General features: G+C 62.7%; 23 protein-coding genes, 1 pseudogene and 1 riboswitch. Of the genes and pseudogenes, 5 read left to right on the forward strand and 19 right to left on the reverse strand.

From position 1 onward, the window contains the following. Positions 1-5 precede the first annotated feature (5 nt). The 10 genes from ispH to coxB form a co-directional block, all read right to left on the reverse strand. Positions 6-1016, reverse strand: a complete 1011-nt coding sequence (gene ispH / locus ACZ89F_RS19735) for a 4-hydroxy-3-methylbut-2-enyl diphosphate reductase (RefSeq protein ID WP_476093692.1) — start codon at positions 1014-1016, stop codon at positions 6-8. A gap of 88 nt (positions 1017-1104) precedes the next feature. Then, positions 1105-1860: an SURF1 family protein gene (locus tag ACZ89F_RS19740; protein WP_476093693.1), complete on the reverse strand. Its 756-nt coding sequence runs from the start codon at positions 1858-1860 to the stop codon at positions 1105-1107. Continuing rightward, complete coding sequence (locus tag ACZ89F_RS19745; RefSeq protein ID WP_476093694.1) at positions 1857-2243, reverse strand: DUF983 domain-containing protein; 387 nt, start codon at positions 2241-2243, stop codon at positions 1857-1859. Before ACZ89F_RS19745 ends, ACZ89F_RS19740 begins: the two co-directional genes overlap by 4 nt. A gap of 14 nt (positions 2244-2257) precedes the next feature. Continuing rightward, positions 2258-2806, reverse strand: coding sequence for a L,D-transpeptidase family protein (locus ACZ89F_RS19750; protein WP_476093695.1), 549 nt, complete (start codon positions 2804-2806; stop codon positions 2258-2260). A gap of 91 nt (positions 2807-2897) precedes the next feature. Beyond that, positions 2898-3785: a cytochrome c oxidase subunit 3 gene (locus tag ACZ89F_RS19755; protein ID WP_476093696.1), complete on the reverse strand. Its 888-nt coding sequence runs from the start codon at positions 3783-3785 to the stop codon at positions 2898-2900. Position 3786: 1 nt separating this feature from the next. After that, a complete protein-coding gene (locus ACZ89F_RS19760; protein WP_476093697.1) occupies positions 3787-4419 on the reverse strand; it encodes a cytochrome c oxidase assembly protein in 633 nt (210 codons plus the stop codon). Continuing rightward, positions 4419-4577, reverse strand: coding sequence for a hypothetical protein (locus ACZ89F_RS19765; protein ID WP_476097475.1), 159 nt, complete (start codon positions 4575-4577; stop codon positions 4419-4421). Before ACZ89F_RS19765 ends, ACZ89F_RS19760 begins: the two co-directional genes overlap by 1 nt. A gap of 2 nt (positions 4578-4579) precedes the next feature. Then, positions 4580-5524 (reverse strand): heme o synthase, encoded by a 945-nt coding sequence (locus ACZ89F_RS19770; RefSeq protein WP_476093698.1) that lies wholly within the window; start codon positions 5522-5524, stop codon positions 4580-4582. A 76-nt stretch (positions 5525-5600) separates the two neighbouring features. Beyond that, the gene (gene ctaD / locus ACZ89F_RS19775) at positions 5601-7253 is read right to left on the reverse strand and encodes a cytochrome c oxidase subunit I (RefSeq protein WP_476093699.1); all 1653 of its coding nucleotides are present in this window, start codon (positions 7251-7253) and stop codon (positions 5601-5603) included. Between the two features lie 38 nt (positions 7254-7291). Continuing rightward, a complete protein-coding gene (coxB, locus tag ACZ89F_RS19780; protein ID WP_476093700.1) occupies positions 7292-8188 on the reverse strand; it encodes a cytochrome c oxidase subunit II in 897 nt (298 codons plus the stop codon). A gap of 376 nt (positions 8189-8564) precedes the next feature. On the opposite strand from coxB, the gene ACZ89F_RS19785 reads away from it, so the two are divergent. Together ACZ89F_RS19785 and tldD are read left to right on the forward strand one after the other, a co-directional pair. Continuing rightward, complete coding sequence (locus tag ACZ89F_RS19785) at positions 8565-9107, forward strand: invasion associated locus B family protein (protein ID WP_476093701.1); 543 nt, start codon at positions 8565-8567, stop codon at positions 9105-9107. Between the two features lie 132 nt (positions 9108-9239). Further along, the gene (gene tldD / locus ACZ89F_RS19790; protein WP_027035947.1) at positions 9240-10652 is read left to right on the forward strand and encodes a metalloprotease TldD; all 1413 of its coding nucleotides are present in this window, start codon (positions 9240-9242) and stop codon (positions 10650-10652) included. Positions 10653-10848: 196 nt separating this feature from the next. Here the strand turns inward: tldD and ACZ89F_RS19795 are convergent, their stop codons facing one another. Further along, positions 10849-12084 (reverse strand): class I SAM-dependent RNA methyltransferase, encoded by a 1236-nt coding sequence (locus ACZ89F_RS19795; RefSeq protein ID WP_476093702.1) that lies wholly within the window; start codon positions 12082-12084, stop codon positions 10849-10851. Next, a complete protein-coding gene (locus ACZ89F_RS19800; protein WP_476093703.1) occupies positions 12081-12845 on the reverse strand; it encodes a TlyA family RNA methyltransferase in 765 nt (254 codons plus the stop codon). The genes ACZ89F_RS19795 and ACZ89F_RS19800 overlap by 4 nt, the downstream gene beginning before the upstream one ends. A gap of 324 nt (positions 12846-13169) precedes the next feature. Here ACZ89F_RS19800 and ACZ89F_RS19805 point away from each other — a divergent pair, with 324 nt between their 5' ends. Together ACZ89F_RS19805 and ACZ89F_RS19810 are read left to right on the forward strand one after the other, a co-directional pair. Continuing rightward, positions 13170-14165 carry a sterol desaturase family protein gene (locus ACZ89F_RS19805; RefSeq protein WP_476097316.1) on the forward strand — a complete coding sequence of 332 codons (996 nt, stop codon included), beginning with the start codon at positions 13170-13172 and terminating at the stop codon, positions 14163-14165. Continuing rightward, entirely contained in the window at positions 14162-15310 is a 1149-nt protein-coding gene (locus ACZ89F_RS19810; RefSeq protein WP_476093704.1) for a GNAT family N-acetyltransferase, read from the forward strand. Before ACZ89F_RS19805 ends, ACZ89F_RS19810 begins: the two co-directional genes overlap by 4 nt. A 101-nt stretch (positions 15311-15411) precedes the next feature. On the opposite strand, the gene ACZ89F_RS19815 is transcribed toward ACZ89F_RS19810, so the two are convergent. From ACZ89F_RS19815 to ACZ89F_RS19840, 6 genes are all read right to left on the reverse strand, one after another. Next, complete coding sequence (locus ACZ89F_RS19815) at positions 15412-15699, reverse strand: hypothetical protein (protein WP_476093705.1); 288 nt, start codon at positions 15697-15699, stop codon at positions 15412-15414. Between the two features lie 149 nt (positions 15700-15848). After that, positions 15849-17762, reverse strand: coding sequence for a 1-deoxy-D-xylulose-5-phosphate synthase (gene dxs / locus ACZ89F_RS19820; RefSeq protein ID WP_476093706.1), 1914 nt, complete (start codon positions 17760-17762; stop codon positions 15849-15851). 88 nt (positions 17763-17850) lie between these two features. Beyond that, entirely contained in the window at positions 17851-18771 is a 921-nt protein-coding gene (locus ACZ89F_RS19825) for a pirin family protein (protein WP_476093707.1), read from the reverse strand. Positions 18772-18810: 39 nt separating this feature from the next. Continuing rightward, positions 18811-19077 carry a DUF2277 domain-containing protein gene (locus ACZ89F_RS19830; protein WP_027035955.1) on the reverse strand — a complete coding sequence of 89 codons (267 nt, stop codon included), beginning with the start codon at positions 19075-19077 and terminating at the stop codon, positions 18811-18813. A 98-nt stretch (positions 19078-19175) separates the two neighbouring features. Next, positions 19176-19427, reverse strand: a complete 252-nt coding sequence (locus ACZ89F_RS19835) for an exodeoxyribonuclease VII small subunit (RefSeq protein ID WP_013532792.1) — start codon at positions 19425-19427, stop codon at positions 19176-19178. 3 nt (positions 19428-19430) lie between these two features. Continuing rightward, positions 19431-20357 (reverse strand): histone deacetylase family protein, encoded by a 927-nt coding sequence (locus ACZ89F_RS19840; RefSeq protein ID WP_476093708.1) that lies wholly within the window; start codon positions 20355-20357, stop codon positions 19431-19433. 121 nt (positions 20358-20478) lie between these two features. Then, a riboswitch (cobalamin riboswitch) is annotated at positions 20479-20658 on the forward strand. A 57-nt stretch (positions 20659-20715) separates the two neighbouring features. On the opposite strand from ACZ89F_RS19840, the pseudogene bluB reads away from it, so the two are divergent. Continuing rightward, positions 20716-21333 (forward strand): annotated as a pseudogene (gene bluB / locus ACZ89F_RS19845) (5,6-dimethylbenzimidazole synthase); the annotation flags it as partial. Between the two features lie 104 nt (positions 21334-21437). Here the strand turns inward: bluB and ACZ89F_RS19850 are convergent. Next, complete coding sequence (locus tag ACZ89F_RS19850) at positions 21438-22421, reverse strand: hypothetical protein (protein ID WP_476093709.1); 984 nt, start codon at positions 22419-22421, stop codon at positions 21438-21440. Between the last annotated feature and the right edge of the window lie 92 nt (positions 22422-22513).

Consider the following 22513-nt stretch of genomic DNA (forward strand, 5'->3'; position numbering starts at 1 on the left):
GTGCCTTACGCGGCTCCATTGACGAAGGCCATGTCGGCCCGCGTCAGTTCGACATCGCGCAGTACCCGCATGACCGGAAAATCCTCCGTTTCCGTGGCCGTGATGGCCAGATCGATCGTGACATCGAAGCGCTGGCGGAACGCGTCGATGATCTCGTCGACGATGATTTCGGGCGCCGACGCACCGGCCGACAGGCCGAGCGTCGAGATGTTGCCGATGTCATTCCACGGAATCTCGGCGGCGCGCTGCACGAGAAGCGACATCGAGGCGCCGGCACGCTCCGCCACTTCGACAAGGCGCCGCGAATTGGAGGAATTGGGCGCGCCGACGATCAGGTAGAGATCGGCGCCGGCGGCGGTCTCCTTGACCGCCTCCTGGCGGTTGGTGGTGGCGTAGCAGATCGATTCCGCCGCCGGTGCCTGCAGGGCTGGAAAGCGATCCTGCAAGGCGCGGATGATGCCGGCGGTGTCCTCGACCGACAAAGTGGTCTGGGTAACGAAGCCGAGCGCCTGCGGGTCGGCAGGCGCGAGCTTGGCGGCATCGGCCTCGGTCTCGATCAGTGTCACCGCTCCGTCCGGCAGCTGGCCCATGGTGCCGATCACCTCGGGATGTCCGGCATGGCCGATCAGGAGCACATGGCGGCCAAGCCGCTGATGGCGCATCGCCTGCTTGTGGACTTTCGACACCAGCGGGCAAGTGGCATCCAGATAGAAGAGGTTGCGCGCCTGGGCATCCGCCGGCACCGACTTCGGCACGCCATGCGCCGAGAACACGACCGGGCTCTGGCGATGTTCGGCCGGGATCTCGGAGAGTTCCTCGATGAAGACCGCGCCAAGGCTTTGCAGCCCCTCGACGACATAGCGGTTGTGCACGATCTCATGGCGGACATAGACCGGCGCGCCATATTTCTTCAGCGCCAGCACGACGATCTGGATGGCACGGTCGACACCGGCGCAAAAACCGCGCGGCTGGCAGAGCCGGATCGTCAGAGGTGGCTTGGTCTTTGTTTGAAGCATGAATCCGGGCCGGTTGATCAGAGCCGAAATGAGGTGCCTACCCCCGTCCTGTCAAGGGCGATGGCCCTGTCAAGGATGTCGGTCGCGTTCATTCCTCTTTCGCGGGGCGGCGAAGCCGCAAGATGAGCACGGCGGCGAGTGCCGCGGCCAGGCCATACCAGGTCATCGCATATTGCAGATGGCTGTTCGGCAGGTCGATGATGGTGACGCCGCCAACCGGCAATCCGCCTGGATTTGGCGTCTTGTCGGCGTCGATGAAGATCGGCACCAGCGCAGCACCCGCCGGCAGCCCGGCGCTCGCCGCCATCACGTCGCGGTCTTTCCAGTAGAAGATGTTCTTCGCCACGTCGTTGTCGGGAAGCATCATCGAAGGCTTTGCCGGCAGCGGATTGCGGGCAAGTCCCGTGATCGTCACCTTGCCTGTCACCTGTCCCTTGGCGCGCTTGGCGGCATCCTTCAGATCGTAAGGCACGAAGCCGCGATTGATCAGGACGAAGCGGCCATCGTCCAGGGCAAGCGGCGTATAGACGTTGAAGCCCGCTTCGCCTTCCCAGGTCGCGTAGAAATGCCGTTCACCTTGATGCAGGAACGTGCCGGTGACGGTGACCGGCGTGTAGTCGACGTCGCCGGTGGCGGTGAATTCTTTCTCAACCTCGGCCAGCGGCCGTGGCACTGAGTGGGTGCGCTGGTCGATGGTCTCGAGAAGACCTTCCTTCCAGTACAGGCGCTGGACCTGCCAGGTGCCGAGCGCGAGCAGGATCAGGAACAGCACAAGGCCAAGGCTGAAAAGCAATGCCGTCCGTGGCCGCGGACGGCCACCAGCTTTGACGGATGCCTCGCTCATTCGCCGCGATCCAGCCGGCCCTCGGCCGCCTTGTTGCGGTATTGCAGGGTAAGCAGCACGCCCTTGATCAGCCGCAGCGCCGTCAGGCACAACACGACAGCCAGCGGGATCCAGACCAGCAGATGCAGCCAGAGCGGCGGGCTCAGCGTGACTTCAACCCAGAGCGCCAGACCGACAATGAGGAAGCCGATGATCAGGATGACGAAGACCGCCGGTCCGTCGCCGGCATCGGCGTAGGAATAGTCGAGGCCGCAATTGACGCAGCGCTTGCCGACGGTGAGGAAACCGGAAAACAGTCGCCCCTCGCCGCAACGCGGACAGCGGCCGTGCAGGCCGGCCGAAATCGGGTCGATCGGAGGCCAGATCGCCCTATCTTCACTCATGGAAGCATCGTCGCTCATTGCTTACCGCTCGATCTCGGATCGATCGGCGGCCAGATCGTCTTGTCGCTCATGCTTACCGCTCGATCTCGATCGGTGTGCCATCGGCCACCAGTGCCCAGATTTCGTCCATGTCGGAGTCCGTAACCGCAATACAGCCGTCGGTCCAGTCGACCAATTGAAGCAGCCAGCCCCACCAGCCGAAACCGTTTGGCTGGCCGTGGATCATGATCATACCGCCCGCGTCGACATTGCGCCTTCGCGGCCGCCAGATCGTCTGCATTGGGATACGAAATATGGATCGACTTATGCGCGATACTGTTCGGGTTGCGCCAGTCGAGGACATAGTTCCCCTCGGGCGTGCGTTGATCTCCTTCCTGATGCTTGTGCCCGACAGGATCGCCGCCGAGCGCGATGCCGTAGCTTCGCAGCACCTTGCCGTCGTCGATCAGCTCAAGCCGCCGTTCCGACTTGTCGACACGCACCAGATCGACCCTTTCCGCGGCAAGCGTCGGAAATGCCGTGATCATGAATGCGCAAATCGCCCAGGGAATTGTCAGCCGCATGGGCTATCGATCGGCAATCATTGCGCCGAAAAGAAGAAGGCGGCCACGTCGCCGCGGCCGCCCTCTCAAAATCGAAATTCCGAGGCCCGGATCAGTGGCCTTCGATCACCGCGCCGACCGATCCCCAAACGTAGATCGATGCGAACAGGAACAGCCAGACCACGTCGACGAAGTGCCAATACCAGGCGGCCGCCTCGAAGCCGAAATGCTGCTTGGGGGTGAAATCGCCCTTCATCGCCCTGATCAGGCAGACAGCCAAGAAGATCGTGCCGATGATGACATGGAAGCCGTGGAAGCCGGTCGCCATGAAGAAGGTGGCGCCATAGATGGAATCCTTGAAGGCGAACGGAGCGTGCATGTACTCGTAGGCCTGTACCATGGTGAACAGCATGCCGAGGCCGACGGTCAGCACCAGGCCGTTGATCAGGCCCTTGCGATCGCCATGGATGAGCGAATGGTGCGCCCAGGTGACCGTGGTGCCCGACAGGAGCAGGATGACGGTATTGTAGAGCGGCAAATGGAAGGGATCGAGAACCTCCATGCCCTTCGGCGGCCAGACACCGCCGGTAAACGCGGTGCGGGCATATTGCTGGACTTCGCTCGGAAACAGGCTGGCGTCGAAATAGGCCCAGAACCAGGCAACGAAGAACATCACCTCCGAGGCGATGAACATGATCATGCCGTAGCGCAGATGCAGTGACACGACACGCGTGTGATGGCCCTCATGCGCTTCCTTGATCGTATCCGACCACCAGGCGAACATGGTGTAGAGGACGATCACGATACCGATGAAGAACAGCCACGGATTGGCGATGTTGAAGCCGAAGATCGGGAACGAGCCGCCCTTCAGGTACTCCATCAGGCAGACGCCGCCAAAAGCGGTGACGAGCGCCCCTACCGATCCCAGGAAAGGCCACGGGCTCGGATCGACGAGATGATAGTCATGCTGTGGTTTTGCGTGTGCGTGCGCGTCTGCCATATCAACCCCCGAGATTTGCTTCGGTATTCGAAATTGTCTTGCTATTGCCCTGAGTCGGCTCCGAGGAGGCGACCGGCTTGGTCTTCTCGACCGGGAACATCGTATAGGACAGTGTGATCGTCTTCACGTCCTTCAGTTCCGGGACGTTGACGATATCGGGGTCCACATAGAACAGGACCGGCATGTCCAGCGTCTCGCCGGGCTTCAGCGTCGTGTCGGTGAAACAGAAACACTCGACCTTGTTGAAGTAGGGACCCGCCAGTTCCGGCTGCACATTGAAGGTGGCGCGGCCGGTCACGGGGCGATCGAACTTGTTGGTGGCTTTGTAGTGCGCCTGCACCGTCTCGCCGATCTTCATGGTCATCGAGCGCTGGACCGGCTGGAAGTCCCACGGCACGCCGGCGATGTTGGCATCGAAGCGAACGGTGATCTCACGGTCGAGCACACGGCCAGCATATTGCTTCTCGGCACGTTGCGTCGTGCCACCATAGCCTGTCGCCTGGCAAAACATCTTGTAGAGCGGCACCGCGGCATAGGCCATACCGATCATGCCGGTGAAGAAGGCAAGGCAGACAGCCGCGACAATGACGTTGCTGTTCTTGCCCATCACCTTTTTGGACGTCTCGACGCTCATCACATCGTGCCCAGATTGTGGCCGAACTTCACGATGGTCGCGACGTAGAAAATGACGACCAGCAACGCCAGCGCCACGCCAATGGCGATGGAACGGCTGCGCTGGGCCTTCTTCTGACGCTCGGTCAACGTGACAGTCTCGAGCTTTTCCTCGATCATGGTCATGCTCCACCCATGGCAAGCGCGCGTTCGACAACGCTGTCGGCCAGATAGGCAGCGAAGATGGCGAAGAGATAAAGCAGCGAATAGGCAAACAGGGCCTTGGCGGGTTTCATGACGCGGTCGTCGTCGGCCATGCCAAACACTTTCCACGCGTACCAGACAAAACCGACCCCGAGCAGCGCGGCGGCCACGCCATAGATCGGCGTGGTGTAGCCAAGCAGCCACGGCGCCACCCCAACCGGGGCCAGCACCAGCGCATAGGCGAAGATCTGGCGGCGGGTCGAAGCGTGTCCGGCGACGTTCGGCATCATCGGGATGCCGGCCTTTGCGTAATCCTCGGACTTGAACAGTGCCAGCGCCCAGAAATGCGGCGGCGTCCACAGGAAGATGATCAGGAACAGGATCAGGCTTTCGAGGCTGACCGTTCCGGTCACCGCGGCCCAGCCGATGACTGGCGGAATGGCGCCGGCAGCACCGCCGATGACGATGTTCTGCGGCGTCCAGCGCTTCAGCCACATCGTGTAGACGACGGCATAGAAGAAGATGGTGAAGGCCAGCAGCGTCGCCGACAGCCAGTTGACCAGCACGCCGAGCGTCATCACCGACAGCACCGAAAGCACCAGCCCGAAGCTCAACGCCTCGTGCGGCTGGATGCGGCCGGCCGGGACCGGACGGCTGGCGGTCCTGGTCATCACCGCGTCTATGTCGGCGTCGTACCACATGTTGAGCGCACCGGAGGCGCCAGCACCTATTGCAATAGCCAGGATGGCGATCACGGCCAGCAGCGGGTTGATGGTCACCGGTGCGGCGACGAGACCGACAAAGGCGGTGAACACCACCAGCGACATGACGCGCGGCTTCAGCAGGGCGAAGAAATCGCCCGCCGTCGCTTCCGACATGCGAAAGCCCGCTTCGTCAATCAATGGGTCGTCGACAAGGGCCATGCGTACTTAAGTCCATCATTCCGTTGGCCAAAACCGCCGGCGGACCGGCGGTTTCGTATTCGAGCGGGCAGCCGCCTTACTTGATCTTCGGCAGCTGTTCCCACTGGTGGAAGGGCGGCGGCGAAGGCAGCTGCCATTCGAGCGTCGTTGCACCCTCGCCCCACGGATTGGCACCGGCGATCCGCTTCTTCTGGAAGGCTTCGAACACGCCATAGAGGAAGATCGCCACGGCAACGGCCGAAATATACGAACCGTAGGACGACACCATGTTCCAGCCGGCAAATGCGTCCGGATAGTCGATGGTGCGGCGCGGCATCCCGGCGAGGCCGAGGAAGTGCTGCGGGAAGAAGATCAGGTTCACGCCGACGAAGGTGACCCAGAAGTGGGTGTTGGCGATGACGGGCGAATACATGTAGCCGGTCATCTTCGGGAACCAGTAGTACCAGCCGGCGAAGATGGCGAACACCGCGCCCAGCGACAGCACGTAGTGGAAGTGCGCGATGACGAAATAGGTGTCATGCAGCGAACGGTCGAGACCGGCATTGGCCAACTGGACGCCGGTAACGCCACCGATGGTGAACAGGAAGATGAAGCCCAGCGCCCACAACATCGGCGTCTTGAACGAGATCGACCCACCCCACATCGTCGCGATCCAGGAGAAAATCTTCACGCCTGTCGGCACCGCGATGACCATCGTGGCGAAGACGAAATAGCGCTGCGTGTCGAGCGACAGGCCGGTCGTGTACATGTGGTGCGCCCAGACGATGAAGCCGACGGCGCCGATAGCCACCATGGCGTAGGCCATGCCGAGATAGCCGAACACCGGCTTCTTCGAAAAGGTCGAGATGACGTGGCTGATGATGCCGAAGCCCGGCAGGATCAGGATGTACACTTCCGGGTGACCGAAGAACCAGAACAGGTGCTGGAACAGGATCGGATCGCCGCCGCCGTCAGGCGCAAAGAAGGTCGTGCCGAAATTGCGGTCGGTGAGCAGCATGGTGATGCCGCCGGCCAGAACCGGCAGCGACAAAAGCAGCAGGAAGGCGGTGACCAGCACCGACCAGGCAAACAGCGGCATCTTGTGCAGCGTCATGCCAGGCGCGCGCATGTTGAAGATGGTGGTGATGAAGTTGATGGCGCCAAGGATCGACGACGCACCGGCAATGTGGATCGACAGGATCGCCAGATCCATCGCCGGTCCGGGCTGGCCTGAGGTCGACAGCGGCGGATAAAGCGTCCAGCCGCCACCGACGCCAAAGGCGCCCGGCGCGCTCGGCACGAACATCGAGGTGAGCAGCAGGATGAAGGCCGGCGGCAGCAGCCAGAAGGAGATGTTGTTCATGCGCGGGAACGCCATGTCGGGCGCACCGATCATGATCGGGACCATCCAGTTGGCAAAACCGCCGATCAGCGCCGGCATGACCATGAAGAAGATCATGATCAGGGCATGCGCGGTGGCGAAGGCATTGTACATGCTCTTGCCGCCGTCGATCGCGGCGTCACCGTTCATGCCGTAGACCATCTGCGCCAGACCGCTGAAGATCTGAATGCCAGGCTCCTGCAGCTCCATGCGGATGGCGACCGACAAGGCACCGCCGATGATGCCAGCCATGATCGCGAAGATCAGGTAGAGCGTGCCGATGTCCTTGTGGTTGGTCGAATAAACCCAGCGCACCCAACCGTGATAAGGCTTGTGGTCGTGCCCGTCGTGAGCTGCAGCGTCTGCCATGTTCCGCTCCGTTCCCTAAATCTTGCTAACCCGCGGCATCAGTTGCCGGCGGCCGCTACCTTGTTCTGGCCGTCGACCGCGGCCATCAGAGTCTTGTTGGCGCCCGGCAGATCGGTCTTGGCTGCCGCGAGCCAAGTCTTGAACTGCGCATCGGAGACGACACGGATGGCGATCGGCATGAAGGCATGGTCCTTGCCGCAGAGCTGCGAGCACTGGCCGTAAAAAATACCTTCCTTCTCCGCCTTGAACCAGGTCTCGTTGGTGCGGCCCGGAACGGCGTCGATCTTGATGCCGAACGACGGCATGGCAAAAGAGTGGATCACGTCGGTCGCGGTGACGAGCACGCGGGTCATGGTGTTGACAGGGACCACCAGCTCGTTGTCGACGGCGAGCAGGCGCGGATAGACCTTCCGGTCCTCCTTGCCGGCGGCGGCGCGGTCGGTTTCCTGGAGGATCGCGGAGTTGAAGGAGAGCGTGTTCTCGGTCTGGTACTCGTAGTCCCAGTTCCACTGGTTGCCGGTCGCCTTGACGGTCAGCTTTGCTTCTTCCGGCGGCGTGTACTGCGCGGTCAGCAGCTGGAACGAGGGAATCGCGAGGCAAAGCAGAACGACGACCGGGCCGACAGTCCAGATCACCTCGATCAGCGTGTTGTGGCTGGTCTTGGACGGAACCGGGTTCGCACTCGCGCGGAACCTGACGATGCAATAAGCGAGAAGAAGCAGCACCAGGATGGTGATCGGGACGATGAACCACATCGTGTAGTTTCCGAACCACTCGATCTGCCGCATCATGTCGGTCGCCGGCGCCTGGAAGGTCGTCTCCCAGTCCTTGGGCTGGTCGGCATGGGCGGATGTGCCGGCGAAAATGATAGCGGCACAAGCACTTAGAAACTTGGCACTTGCTGGAACCTTGGCGTTTGCCAGGAAATTTCTCATCGCCCTCATCGTCTCCCAGTTCCTAGCGGCTGTACCCACGAGAATAACGAACAATGCCGGGACGGGAATCCCGACAGTCTCAGGGTGGTTCAAACCATACTCTTTTTCCCTCCGCAAGAAAGGAGCGGACGAAACCGTGCGGCATTTTTGCGCGCAAGCCCGGATGTGCCTTTGAAGGCAGCGGCGGCGGCCCCGAATCGCCTATGCTGGGCCAACGGTGGCATTCCCGCGGGCCGCGCGTGCCGAACGTCGCAATTCGGGCGAAATTGGCAGGGAAAAGCGCCGTATTGGCTTTTTCGGGGCAGACCGGCTGCGGTCTCGTCCTTTACTTGGCTTTGGCGCGGCTTAAAGTGCCGTGATTCGCAATGGAGCCGTCATGATCCCTTGGCTTTCGAGAAACTCTCGGTTTTCGAGAAACTGGGCGAAGGTCATCTTTCTCGCCGCCCTGTCTGGTATCGGCTCGTCCGGCATGGCCAACGCCGCGCAGCCGAGCGGCACGGTGCGCTCGACGCATGGCGCGTGGTCGATCATCTGCGACACGCCGGCCGGCGCCACCTCGGAACAATGCGTGATGATGCAGAACGTAGTCGCCGAGGACCGTCCGGAGATGGGACTGTCGGTCGTCGTGCTGCGCACCGCCGACAACAAGGCGGAGATTCTGCGCGTTCTGGCGCCGCTGGGCGTGCTTTTGCCCAACGGGCTAGGTCTCAATGTCGACGGCAAGGATATCGGCCGCGCCTATTTCGTGCGCTGCTTCCAGGACGGCTGCTATGCCGAAGTCATTCTCGAAAAGCCGCTGCTCGACACGCTGAAGACCGGCACGTCGGCCACCTTCATCGTCTTCCAGACGCCGGAAGAAGGCATCGGCATCCCGGTCGATCTCAAGGGTTTTGCCGACGGTTTCGCCGCCCTGCCCTGACGCCCTAGTCTTGCGTCGGCGGACCTGTCGGCGAACCGCATTTGTCATCACAACGCGGCTGGACGATTGTCTCGACGCGCCTTCGCGCCTACATCGTGGCAAAGACCCATTCCTCCTGTGAACGGACGCGCCATGAACAGCCTGATCGGCCAATTCGACATTTCAGACGATCGCATCAAGCAGATCGTCGCTGAAACCATCAACGGCGCCGACGACGGCGAACTGTTTCTGGAATACAGCGAAAGCGAAGCGCTGATGTTCGACAATGGCCGGCTGAAGACCGCCAACTTCAACACCGACCAGGGGTTTGGCCTGCGTGCCGTCGCCGGCGAAGCCAGCGGCTATGCTCATTCCAGCGACCTTTCCGAAGCCTCGCTGCTGCGTGCGGCCGACGCCGTCTCAACCGTCAAGGGTGGTTATTCCGGCACGCTTGCCGCGGCGCCCGCCCGCACCAACCGCCACCTCTATGGCGAGGAGAACCCGATCCCCTCGCCGTCCTTCGAGGCCAAGGCAAAGCTGCTGCAGGAAATCGACGCCTGGCTGCGCGCCGAGGATCCGCGCGTTCGCCAGGTTTCGGCGTCGCTTGCCGCCTCCTGGCAGCATGTCGAGATCGTGCGCGCCGACGGCCAGGTGGTGCGCGACATCCGGCCGCTGGTCCGCATCAACGTCTCCGTCGTGGTCGGCAATGGCGACCGCCAGGAGAGCGGCTCCTACGGCATGGGTGGCCGCAAGGCGTTTGGCGAGTTCCTGGTCGAGGATAGCTGGAAGCACGCCGCCAAGGAGGCGCTCAGGCAAGCCCTGGTCAATCTCGAGGCGATACCGGCGCCGGCCGGCACCTTCGACATCGTGCTGTCCAGTGGCTGGCCGGGCGTCATGCTGCACGAGGCCGTCGGCCATGGGCTGGAAGGCGATTTCAATCGCAAGAAGACCTCGGCCTTCGCCGGCCTGCTGGGCCAGCAGGTCGCCGCCAAGGGGGTCACCGTCGTCGACGACGGCACCATGCCCGAGCGGCGCGGCTCGCTCACCGTCGACGACGAAGGCACGCCTTCGGCCCGCAATGTGCTGATCGAGGACGGCAAACTGGTAGGCTACATGCAGGATCGCCAGAACGCCCGGCTGATGGGCATGAAGGCGACCGGCAACGGCAGGCGCGAAGGCTACGCGCACCAGCCGATGCCGCGCATGACCAACACCTACATGACAGCGGGCGACATGGAGCCGGACGAAATCATCGCCTCGGTCAAGAACGGCATCTATGCCGTCTCCTTCGGCGGCGGCCAGGTCGACATCACCTCCGGCAAATTCGTCTTCGGCTGCACCGAGGCCTACATGATCGAGAACGGCAAGGTGACGCAGCCGATCAAGGGCGCGATGCTGATCGGCAACGGGCCGGACGCGATGCACCGCGTTTCGATGATCGGCAACGACATGAAGCTCGACACCGGCATCGGCATGTGCGGCAAGGCCGGACAGGGCGTGCCCGTCGGCGTCGGCCAGCCGCATTTGCGCATGAACCAGATGACGGTGGGCGGTACCAGGGTTTGATGCGATAGAAACTGGAGAAAAGTCCGTTGCCTCCAGTTCAACCGACGATCAGGTCACACGGCCTGCTCCGGTCTTTCCTCCAACGCGACCGGAGGATGCGTTCGGGTCGCTGCCCAACAGAGGCAAGTCGAAACATTGAGAGAAATGGAAACGGGCGTGCTCGCGGAAGCACGGCGTTGCCAAACCAGCGAATGATCTACCGCCTCTTCTTCGGCTTCTCCAGCAGCGCCACTGCCTCGACATGCGGCGACCACAGGAACTGGTCGATCGGCGTCACGCTTTTCAAGGTGTAACCGCCATCGATGAGGATGCGCAGGTCGCGAGCCAGCGTCACCGGATTGCACGACACCGCGGCGACATAAGGAACATCCGAACGGGCGATCTGCTTCGACTGGTCTTCGGCGCCCGCGCGTGGCGGGTCGAACACCACGCCGTCGAAGGCATTCAATTCCTTGAAGGTAAGCGGCCGGCGAAACAGGTCGCGGCGTTCGCCCGTCACCCGCTTCAGGCCTGTGGCGAAGCGTGATCCCCGGTCGAGCGCCGAAAGGGCTGCCGCATCACCCTCCACCGCATGGACTTCCGATTTCATTGCAAGGCGCAAGGCAAAGCTGCCGCAACCGGCGAAAAGATCCGCCACCTTCTTGGCACGCTTCAGATGTCCGCCAACGATATCGGCCATCGCCTGTTCGGCGGCTTCGGTTGCCTGGAGGAAGGCGCCCGGCGGAATGGCAACAGCAATGCCGCCGAACATGACCACCGGCTTTTTGGGTTCGATGACGATCTCGTCGTCGATCGAAAGCCGGGCAAATCCCTGGGCCATGACGAAGTTGGAGGCGACCCGACGCTGGTTCTCGCCCAGTTTGCCTGACTCATGGACCGCGACATCAAGCCCCGAACCGGTCACGGTGACCGTCATGCGGAACGATTTGGTGGTAGCGCAGACCAATTCGGCGAGCGCCTTCAAGCGATCGAGCGCGGCGACGATCTCCGGCAGCGAGATCGGGCATTCCTCGATGGAGATGATTTCCGGCGACAGATGGCGATGGAAGCCGAGCAGCATGCCTGTATCGGTGCGCCGGGCGGCCAGCACGACACGGCGGCGCGTGTGCGGCGCGCAAGCAACCAACCCCTCAATTTCGGATGTGAGGCCCTTCAGGGCGTGGACCACCTTTTCGCGTTTCCACTGGCGATAGGCTTCGGTTTCGAAATGCTGGAGCGCGCAACCGCCGCATTCGGTGAAATGGCGGCAGGCGGGATCGATGCGCAGCGGCGAGGCTTCCAGCACCGCCATCAGCGTGGCGCGATCCCGTTCGCGCGCGGCGGTGACCGTTTCGCCGGGCAGTGTGAAGGGAATGAACAGATCGCCGGTCTCGGTCTCGGCGATGCCGTCGCCCTGGGCGCCAAGTTTCCTGATGCTGAAGCGCGCGCTCATCGGTCCTTGATCCCACCGAGCAGGAATTCGCGATTGCCGTCGCTGCCCTCGATCGGCGACAAGTGCAGCCCGAGCGAGCGCCAGCCGGGAACGGCGTCCAGCCAATCCTGCAGCAGGCCGGCGACACGGGAGGCGTCGTAGGGATCTTTCAACAAACCACCCTTGCCGATCGCTTCGCGACCAGCCTCGAATTGCGGCTTGACCAGAAACATGGCCTTGGCGCCAGCCTTCGCAAGGCCAAGCGCCGGTGGCATCGCCAGTTTCAGCGAAATGAAGCTGACATCGGACACGATGAAATCCGGAATACGACCGCCAAGATCGGCGGCTGTGAGATCGCGGGCGTTCAGGCCCTCGATCACCGTCACCCGCGGATCCTGGCCGACATCAGGATGCATCTGGCCGTGCCCGACATCGATCGCGGTGACATGAGCAGCGCCACGTTCGAGCAGAACCTGGGTGAAGCCGCCAGTCGAGGCGCCGACGTCGAGCGCCTCGCAGCCGGCTGGATCGAGGCCGAAATGGTCGAGCCCACCGATCAGCTTGAGTGCCGCGCGCGACACATAGCCTTGCGCCGGATCATCGATGGTAACAAGGCATTGCGGCAAAACACTCTGGCCGGGCTTGCGGGCAAGGACACCGTCGACCGTCACCGTGCCGCGTTCGACCGCGTCGCGGGCACGCGAGCGGCTGGCAAACAGCCCGCGCTGGACGAGCAGGTCGTCGAGCCGCTGGCGTGTGCTGGCTGGCAGAGGCGAATTCATCGGCCTTCATGGCGAAAGCCGACGACGATAGCAAGGGCGCCAGCCGGGCATTGGGGGAGGCATTCGTCTTCCATCCCCACCACCGTGCCCAGAATTGGACTTAGGACGAAGGTGAGTATTTCTGTCACGCCCACTGTCCTTTGAAAACTACACTCGTTGAGGCGCGCGGTTGCCCAAGCACGCGGCGCCGCCGTTTGCAGATCGCTGTCTCGAATTCCAGAAATCTCATAAATTGTTAACCTATTTTCGTCGCATTTGCTTGAGGACTAAATGTTATGACTGCGACAGCCCGCAAAACGGGATGAAGAGGCGTCAATCTTGGAAATGGCCAGCGACATCGTCTACAAGGTGCTTGACCGGATTTCCGGCGCCGGCCTGCTGGCGACCGGGCTTCTGTTGCTGACCGCTTTGGTCAGCGCCCTCGTCGCCTATTGGCGCACGGTCGAGAAAAAGAGCTGGAGAGAATTCTTCGAGTTCGCGGTCCCGCACGAGGTGATCACTCATCCCTCGGCGAGGGCCGACCTTTTGTTCTGGGTGACGAGGAAGGCCCTCATGCCATTCCTCATGCTGCCTGCCGGCATCGTCTTCGTCAGCGCAGTCGGCTATGCGACGAACTGGCTGCTCTCAACGCTCCTGGCGATCCAGCCCCCCCTGATAGAAGGCCCGGCAGGGCCGGTGACGGTGACAATCTTCACCATCACCATGCTGCTCGCCTATGACATTTCGTATTATCTCTATCACGTCGCCCAGCACCGCTATCCGGTGCTCTGGGAACTGCACAAGGTGCACCATTCGGCCGAGGTGATGGTCGGCATCACCAAGGACCGCGTCCACCCGCTCGACGAATTGATGAACCGCGCCTGGGACGGCGTCATTCCCGGCATCTGCTTCGGCATCTGGTCGCTGGTGTCGCTGAACCTCGTTGAGCTGACGGTCTTCGGCGTCAACGTCTACATCATACGCAACATCCTGATGATGGATTTCGTCAGGCACACGCATTTCAAGATTTCGTTTGGACCGCTGAACAACCTGATCTTGTGCCCGCACTGGCATCAGTTACACCACAGCACGGACCCGCGCCATTACGACAAGAACTTCGGGCTGCTCTTCTCGTTCTGGGATCGGCTGTTCGGAACTCTATGTGTTCCGAGACCCGACGAGGACTTCAAATTCGGGTTGATCGAACGCAACGTGCGCGACTATCAGTCGCTCGCAGGGCTCTATATCATGCCGCTGAAGCGGATGTGGTGGCAGATCGCCAAACACTTCCGAACCGGCAAGCCCGAGCCACAGCAATCGTCGCAAAGGGCCAAGCCTTGAACGGGCCTGTCGTGTGCCGGCTGCCGCGAACGCACCGGATCGAAGTCGCGACTTCGGATGCGCGCCTGGCAGAAATCGCGCCCGCCTGGGCGGCGCTCTGGCAAGGCGCTGGCGGCCTCGTTTTCCAGCATCCGGACTGGATCTCTGCGTGGTGGCGCACGACGCCGCATCAGGATCGGCGCGGCCTCAGGATCGGGTTGGTCTGGAGCGACGAGCGGCTCGTGGCCGTCATTGCGCTCGCGACCTTCAGGCGCTCCGGCCTCCGCGTCCTGGAATGGGCGGCGAAGGATCACTGCGATTATGGCGATGTCCTGCTTGCCCACGATTGCGACCCGCAGATCCTGCGGCAACTCTGGCAACGCATTCTCGACGATGGCGGCTTCGACCTTGTCTATCTGAATCGTTTTTTGCCTGATGCCCGATTCCCGGCCCTGCTCGGCCCCGCCGCCCCAGGCCGCGGCACGATCTTGCAACCAAACCATCGCAGCGAGGTCAGCTATCGTGTCGCCGGCGCCTGGCAAGGCGGCGCGCAATGGTTCGAAAGCCAATCAAAAAAAGCCCGGCAGAACTATCGCCGTGGCCGCAAATTCATGGAGGAAGGCGGCGCGCTGCGCTTCCGCCTGATGGAAGCGCACGAAACTCGCGAGCCCGTGCTCGAGCGCGTCGCGGCGCTGAAGCGGCTATGGCTGGCAAAGCACGGCCGCGTTTCGGACCTCTTCGACGAAGGCTCCGCCGCTCTGGCGGCGCTGGTCTCCGTGCTGGCCGGGCTCGGATTGCTGCGCATCTTCGTGCTCGAACGGGAAAACGAGATCATCGCCATCTCGATCAATTTCGAGCAGCATGGAACGATGATGGCTTTCGTCACGACCTATGACCCGGCCTTCGAGCGGGCCTCGCCGGGCATGGTCCTGATGATGGATTACATCCAGTGGTCGCTTGACCGGGGCTTGACCACGGTCGACTTTCTTTGCGGCGGCGAGGATTTCAAGCGCCGCTTTGCGACGCATTCGGTGACCTTGTCGTCGGTGATGGGTGGGCGAAGCCTGCGCGGACGCCTCGCCATCTTTGCCGACCGCGCCCGCCACGCCACGAAATCCTGGCGCTCCGAGAAACCGTCGAAACAAGTGGAGTTGGCGGAGGAGTAAGCTTTTCAGATCGCCGAATGGCGGCATGGACAATGAAAAGGCATCGGCGGGTAGCTTCCGATCATACCCTCTCAAGCAGCTCTAGGCCTACTGGCCTCAATTTAGAAAATGGTTCGCGAAACCTGCCGTTCGACGGCGGGCGACAGACCGTCATCCGGCTTGCCCGTGGCTTCCTCGCGTGGGCGTTCGGTCACCGCCGCCGGCGCTGCTACCGGCACGACCACAAGCTGCGGCACCTGCTTGTAGGAAAAGCCGCCGCGGATATCGCCCATCTTGCCGGCGACGATGCCCACCGCCGCCTTTTCGAGATTGCGATCATAGCGCGTTTCGGCGGCGGCCGGCGCGACGATGACGGCGCAAAGCGCTACGCCGCACAGAAGCGTTTTCATTGCTGTTGTCTCCCTGCCTGATCAACGATCTAGCAGGGCGCCGTTGAAAAACGGCCAAGAGACACGGTAAGCAAAAAGCCAAATGTCAGCGTAAACAATGCGTTAAGATCATTGGTCGGCAAACTGATTCAAGCCGTTAAGACTTTGATTCAGGCGCGCTGGGCGTGGGTGCTGTGCCCGAGCGCGACGAAGACCGTGCGCACGATGCCGGCTGCGTCGAGCCCGGCATCGGCGTACATCTTCTCGGGCTTGGCGTGGTCGGTGAACGCGTCGGGCAGCACCAGCGGGCGCACCTTGAGGCCGCTTTCCAGTAAGCCTTCATGGGCGAGGAACTGCAGCACATGGCTGGCGAAGCCGCCGATGGCGCCCTCCTCCACTGTCACCAGAACCTCGTGCGAGCGGGCCAGCCGCCGGATCAGATCCTCGTCGAGCGGCTTGGCGAAACGGGCATCGGCGACCGTGGTGGAGAGCCCGGCAGCGCCAAGCTCCTCGGCGGCGATCAGACAATCCTGCAGCCGTGTGCCGAAGGACAGGAGTGCGACTTTGGTGCCTTCCTTGACTATCCGGCCCTTACCGATTTCGAGAACCGAGCCGCGCTCCGGCATGTCGACGCCAACGCCGTTGCCGCGCGGATAGCGGAAGGCGATCGGGCCCTCATCATAGCTTGCCGCAGTGCGCACCATGTGGCGCAACTCCGCCTCATCGGCCGCCGCCATGACGACGAAACCCGGCAAGGTCGCCAGGAAAGTGGTGTCGAAAGCGCCGCAATGGGTGGCGCCATCGGCGCCGACGAAGCCGGCGCGGTCGATGGGAAAGCGCACCGGCAATTTCTGGATGGCGACGTCGTGGACGACCTGGTCGTAGGCGCGCTGCAGGAAGGTCGAATAGATCGCCACGAACGGCTTGTAACCTTCGGTGGCAAGGCCGGCGGCGAAGGTCACCGCGTGCTGTTCGGCAATGCCGACGTCGAAGATCCGCGACGGAAACGCTTCGCCGAACAGGTCGAGGCCGGTACCGCTCGGCATGGCGGCGGTGACGGCGACGATGCGGTCGTCCTCGCGGGCCTCCTGGACCAGGCTTTCGGCGAACACCTTGGTGTAGGCCGGTGCGTTGGCCGGCGCCTTGGCCTGCGCGCCGGTGATGACGTCGAACTTGTTGACGCCGTGATATTTGTCGGCGGCAGCCTCCGCCGGCGCGTAGCCCTTGCCCTTCTGGGTGACGACATGGATCAGCACCGGGCCTTCGCCATTGTCGCGGACATTTTTCAGAACCGGGATCAGATGCTCCAGATTGTGACCGTCGATCGGCCCGATGTGATAGAAACCAAGCTCCTCGAAAAGCGTGCCGCCGGTGACGTAGCCGCGTGCGTGCTCAACCGCCCTGGTGATCGCACGATCCGCCCGTTTACCGAGATAGGAGGTCAGTTTCTTGCCGAAGTCGCGCAGGCCGATATAGGCCTTGCCCGAGGCCAGACGCGCCAGATAGGCGCTCATTGCGCCGGTTGGCGGCGCGATCGACATGTCGTTGTCGTTGAGGATGACGATCAGCCGGGCATCGAGCGCGCCGGCATTGTTCATCGCCTCATAGGCCATGCCGGCAGACATCGCGCCGTCACCGATGACGGCGATGACATTGTTGCGGCCGCCGGAGAGGTCGCGAGCAGCGGCCATGCCGAGGCCGGCCGATATCGATGTCGAGGAGTGGGCCGCGCCGAAGGGATCGTACTCGCTCTCAGCGCGGCGGGTGAAGCCGGACAGGCCGCCTTCCTGGCGCAATGTGCGGATGCGGTCGCGGCGACCGGTCAGGATCTTATGCGGATAGGCCTGGTGGCCGACATCCCAGATCAGCCGGTCATCGGGCGTGTTGAAGACATAGTGCAGCGCCACCGTCAGCTCGACCACGCCAAGGCCGGCGCCAAGGTGGCCGCCGGTTCGGGAGACGGCGTCGATCAGCTCGGCGCGAAGCTCGGATGCCAGTTGCGGCAGCTCGCTCTCGGCAAGCGTGCGCAGGTCGGCCGGGATACGGACCTTGTCGAGAAGCGGCGTATGCGGCGTTGCGTTCACGGGTGCTCAGGCTTTCGGTTGATGGGCGAAATAGGCCGCCGGCCGGCGAAAGTAAATGCGTGTCAGTGACGCGGATCACGCTGTGATGCTAGCTTTCCGGCAGCGGGATGAATTCTTCCTCATCGCCAGGAACGATATCGAAGCGGCCCGTCTTCCATTCCTGCTTGGCCTGCTCGATGCGCTCCTTGGATGACGATACGAAATTCCACCAGATGTAGCGCTGCGAGCCAAGCGACGCGCCGCCAAACAGCATGAAATGCGCGCCGGTGTCCGACGATACGACGATCTCGTCACCGGGCCGAAACACCAGCAGCCGTTCCGCCGGAAAGACGTCGCCCGAAATCGAGACCTCGCCTTCCAGCGTGTAGATGGCGCGCTCCTCGGCATCGGCCGGGATTTTCACGCTTGCGCCGGGCGCCAGGCGCAGGTCGGCGTAGAGCGTCTCGGAGTCGGCCCTGACCGGGGACCGCAATCCCTGGAAATCACCAATGACGACGCGCCCGCTGACGCCTTCGGCGTCGATCTCGGGAAGCCGAAGTGCCGCGGTGTTCTCGAACACCGGCGCCACCTCTTCCTTGCCATCCGGCAGCGCCAGCCATGTCTGCAAGCCGGAGATCGACATCGGCGCGCCGCGCAGTTCTTCAGGGGTACGCTCGGAATGGACGATGCCGCGGCCGGCGGTCATCAGGTTCACGTCGCCGGGCTGGATGACCATTTCGGTGCCAAGCGAATCGCGATGTCGGATCTTGCCGTCGAACAGATAGGTGACCGTCGACAGACCGATATGCGGATGGGGACGGACATCCAGCGCCTGGCCGGCGCGCAGGATCGCCGGGCCCATGCGGTCGAAGAAGATGAAAGGCCCGACCAGCCGCCTTTTGGCGGTCGGCAGGGCGCGGCGCACCTGAAAACCGCCAATGTCCTTGGCGTTGGGGATGACCATCAATTCGATCTGGTCGCTGGCGAAGGCATCGCCGGCCTGCGGGTCGTTTCCGGGGAAGAAGCTCACGAGATCTCCTTGTCAGCGGGCAATGCCCGCTTGGTCGCGTCAGGCAAAGCGGATCGCCGCCTTTGCCCGTAGTTTGGCCGCCACCTCTTCGCGATTGCGCGGATGCTGATGGGTTTCCAAGGAATCGAGCAGTTCGCGCGCAGAGGCGGCGATGGCCTCGACGGCGTGGTCGAAGGCATGCTGGTTCTGCTTTGAGGGCCGCGTCGTTCCGCTCAGCTTGCGGACAAACTGAAGTGCTGCGTCGCGCACTTCGTCGTTGGTTGCGGGCGGGTCAAAATTGAACAGGGTCTTGATGTTTCTGCACATCGCTTCCGTATCTCCTCTTGTCCTGGAGCGCTTTCAATCGGGACGAATTCATCCTCAATCATGATCGTGTCCAAAAGTCGGTGGGACAGGACCGCGCCTCAGTCCGCGTCGAGCGGCTCCGTTCCAACCGGCTTGCCGTCACGCGACAGCCTGATCTTCTCGACCTTGTCCTCGGCGGCCTTCAGCAGTCGGTCGCAATGCGCCTTCAGTGCCTCGCCGCGCTCATAGATCCTGATCGACTGGTCGAGCGGCACATCGCCGCGCTCCAGATCATCGACGATCTTCTCCAGCGCGTCGAGTGCCTGTTCGAAGCTCATCGCCTTGACGTCTTCGTTGGTCTCACCAGCCATCATTCATCCTTTCATCAGCCGCCCGACATGGGCAGCGACCGAAAATGCCAAACCTTGCAGATCGTAGCCACCCTCGAGCAGGCTGACGAGCCGGTTGCCGCTGTGGCGCGCGGCGCGCTGCATCAACTGGCCGGTCGCCCAGTCGAAATCGTCCTCGGTCAGGTTGATCTCGGCCAGCGGATCGCGATGGTGTGCGTCGAACCCGGCCGAAATGATGATCAGGTCGGGCGCGAAATTGTCGAGCGCCGGCAGGACGCGCGACAGGAAGGCATCGCGAAAGACCTCGCTGCCGGTCTGCGGCGCCAGCGGCGCGTTGACGATGTTGCCGGCGCCGGTTTCGCCCTTCGCACCGGTGCCGGGATAAAGCGGCATCTGATGCGTCGAGCAATAGAGCACCGACGAATCGTCCCAGAAAATATCCTGCGTGCCGTTGCCGTGATGCACGTCCCAGTCGACGACGGCAACGCGCTCGACACCATGTTTCTTCTGCGCATACCGTGCCGCGATCGCCGCCGTGTTGAACAGGCAGAAACCCATGGCCGTGGTCTTTTCGGCATGGTGGCCGGGCGGCCGGGCGGCGACGAAGACATTGTCGGCGCGGCCCGAAAAGACGTCGTCGACGGCGGCGTTGGCGGCACCGATCGCGGTGATCGCCGCCTGCCAGCTCTTCGGACTGACTGACGTGTCGGCGTCGATGCGGGCGATCCCCTCGTCGGGAATGGCGGCGCGCACGCGGGCGACGAAATCGGCTGGATGCGCGTAAAGGATGGTGGCCTCGTCGCCTTCCGGCGCCTGGATACGATCGAGCCCGGCAAACGCCTCGTCGTCGAGCACGCGCTCGATGGCGCGCAAGCGGTCCGGCCGCTCGGGATGGCCGGGCGGCGTGAGGTGCTCGAGAAAGATCGGATGGGTGTAGAGACGGGTGGTCATCGTCCTAATCTAGTGACCCGGATCGACAAAGGCCATGCACGGGCGGCCGATGACTGGGGAAAATCACGCCTGCGTCCATTCGTGTCGCTGCGGGCATTGGCGTCTTCAGCGCTTCGGCGTAAGGTCCATGGTACTGCCTGGTGCCCGCCGCAAGCGGGAGAATCGGGAACACGGTTGAACTCCGTGGCGTGCCCAACGCTGTGAGGGGGACCGCGCCGGTAAATGCCACTGTCGATGACGGGAAGGCACCGGACGCGGGTTGATCCCGAGCCAGAAGACCGGCCTGGCAGGCATCGTCATCCGCATGGTCAGGCGGATGACATCGACAATCGCAAGGGAACAAGCGATGCCGGAACATATGACCGCTGCGATTGACGATGGATTTGACCAGAATGCGCGCGATGCGGTCTATCGCGCCATGTTCACACGTCGTGACGTGCGTAGTCATTTCCTGCCCACCGCGCTCGACGATGAGGTGCTGGCGCGGCTGCTGCTTGCCGCTCATCACGCGCCATCGGTCGGCTTCATGCAGCCGTGGAACTTCATCGTCATTCGCGAAGCCGAACGACGGGAAAAAGTGCGCGACCTGTTCCTGGCCGCGCGAGAACAGGAACTGCCGGAGATCGAGGAAGAGCGGCAGGCGCTGTACCGCAAGCTCAAGCTGGAAGGCATTTGCGAAAGCGCGCTCAACATCTGCATCACTTGCGACCGGCAGCGTTCGAAGGGCTCGCCGCTGGGGCGCTGGCACAATCCCGAGATGGACCTCTACAGCACGGTCTGCGCGGTGCAGAATTTCTGGCTGGCGGCGCGCGCCGAAGGGGTCGGTGTCGGCTGGGTCAGCATTATCGAGGCGCAGGCGCTGAAGAACCTGCTGTCGATTCCTGAGCATGTCACGCCGGTCGCCTATCTCTGCGTCGGCCGTGTTTCCGAGTTCGCGCCAAAACCGGATCTCGAAACGCATGGCTGGGGACGGCGGCTGCCGCTGCCGGAGCTGATCATGAGCGAGATCTTTTGCGGCCAGGGAGAGGTGCCGCTGAAGTCAACCGTGGCGCGTCTCAACGCCGTCGATGCCGCGCCGGATCAGCGTGTCGCGCCGGCGGTGCCCCAGCGCGAGCCGCCGAAGGAGGCCAGCGCCTTGTCCTTGAGCTCTCTGAACTTCGACGACGCCTCGGCCAGCCTGGCGTCCCAGGCGGGATCAGGCACCTGGCCCGCGATGGTCTTGAAGTAGACCTGCATCAGGCAAGCGATGGCGAAAGGCTCGATGAACGCCGCCTTGAAGGCCCAGGCGAAGACAATGGCGAGCACGAAGGCCCAGCCGGCGAGTTGGCCGGGCATCAGGAAGAGAATGGCGCCGGCCGGCGCCAGCATCAGCAGGAAGATGACGAAGGACACACCCCACATGATGACCGCCAGCCAGACGGCGTTCTTGACCATGACCTTGCCGTTCTGGGCATAGAGCACGACGCCTTGGCGCGCCGTCTCGAACGGCGAGGCCGAATTGATGCGGATGTTGTAGCCGAGGATGATCTCGTCGACATAGGTCAGCGACAGGCGGATCACCGTGTTGATGAAGGAGACCAGGCCGCTCAGGCCCGGAATCGGCAAGAAGGCCGCGATGCCGCCGAGCAGGCCGGTGATGGCGCGGATGGCGCCCTTGACCAGCTGGTCGACGACGAAAAGGATGTTGGCCTCTGCAAAACGCTGGGTCACGATGTCCTTGGCGTAGGCGATCTGGCCCTGGCCACCGGGAATGTCACGACCGTCGATCAGATGGACCATGACGGCGATGTGGCCGGCCTTGACGACATAGAGGATGTATTCGCGGATCCAGTAGACGGCGATCGAGACGATACCGAAGCCGACCACGCCGCCCCACAAGGCAAAGGACAGCGGCCCGTCGGGATCGGTGGAGATATGGCCAACGCCATAGCCGACGGAGGCGCCGGTACCGGTCGCCATGATGTAGGCCAGGGTGATGCCGAAATAGACGATCATGCGAAAGACAATGAACGGCCAGGTCCGCATCATGATGGACACCGACCTGCCGATATCGAAATCCCACATGCCCCGAATCTCCCCTCAGAGATGGTGGGAGAGGATGAACCCAACCCGGCGATTGTCAATTGCCGGCCATGGCGCCGGGCCACCGATGGGAT

This window comes from Mesorhizobium sp. USDA 3734 (assembly GCF_056279665.1).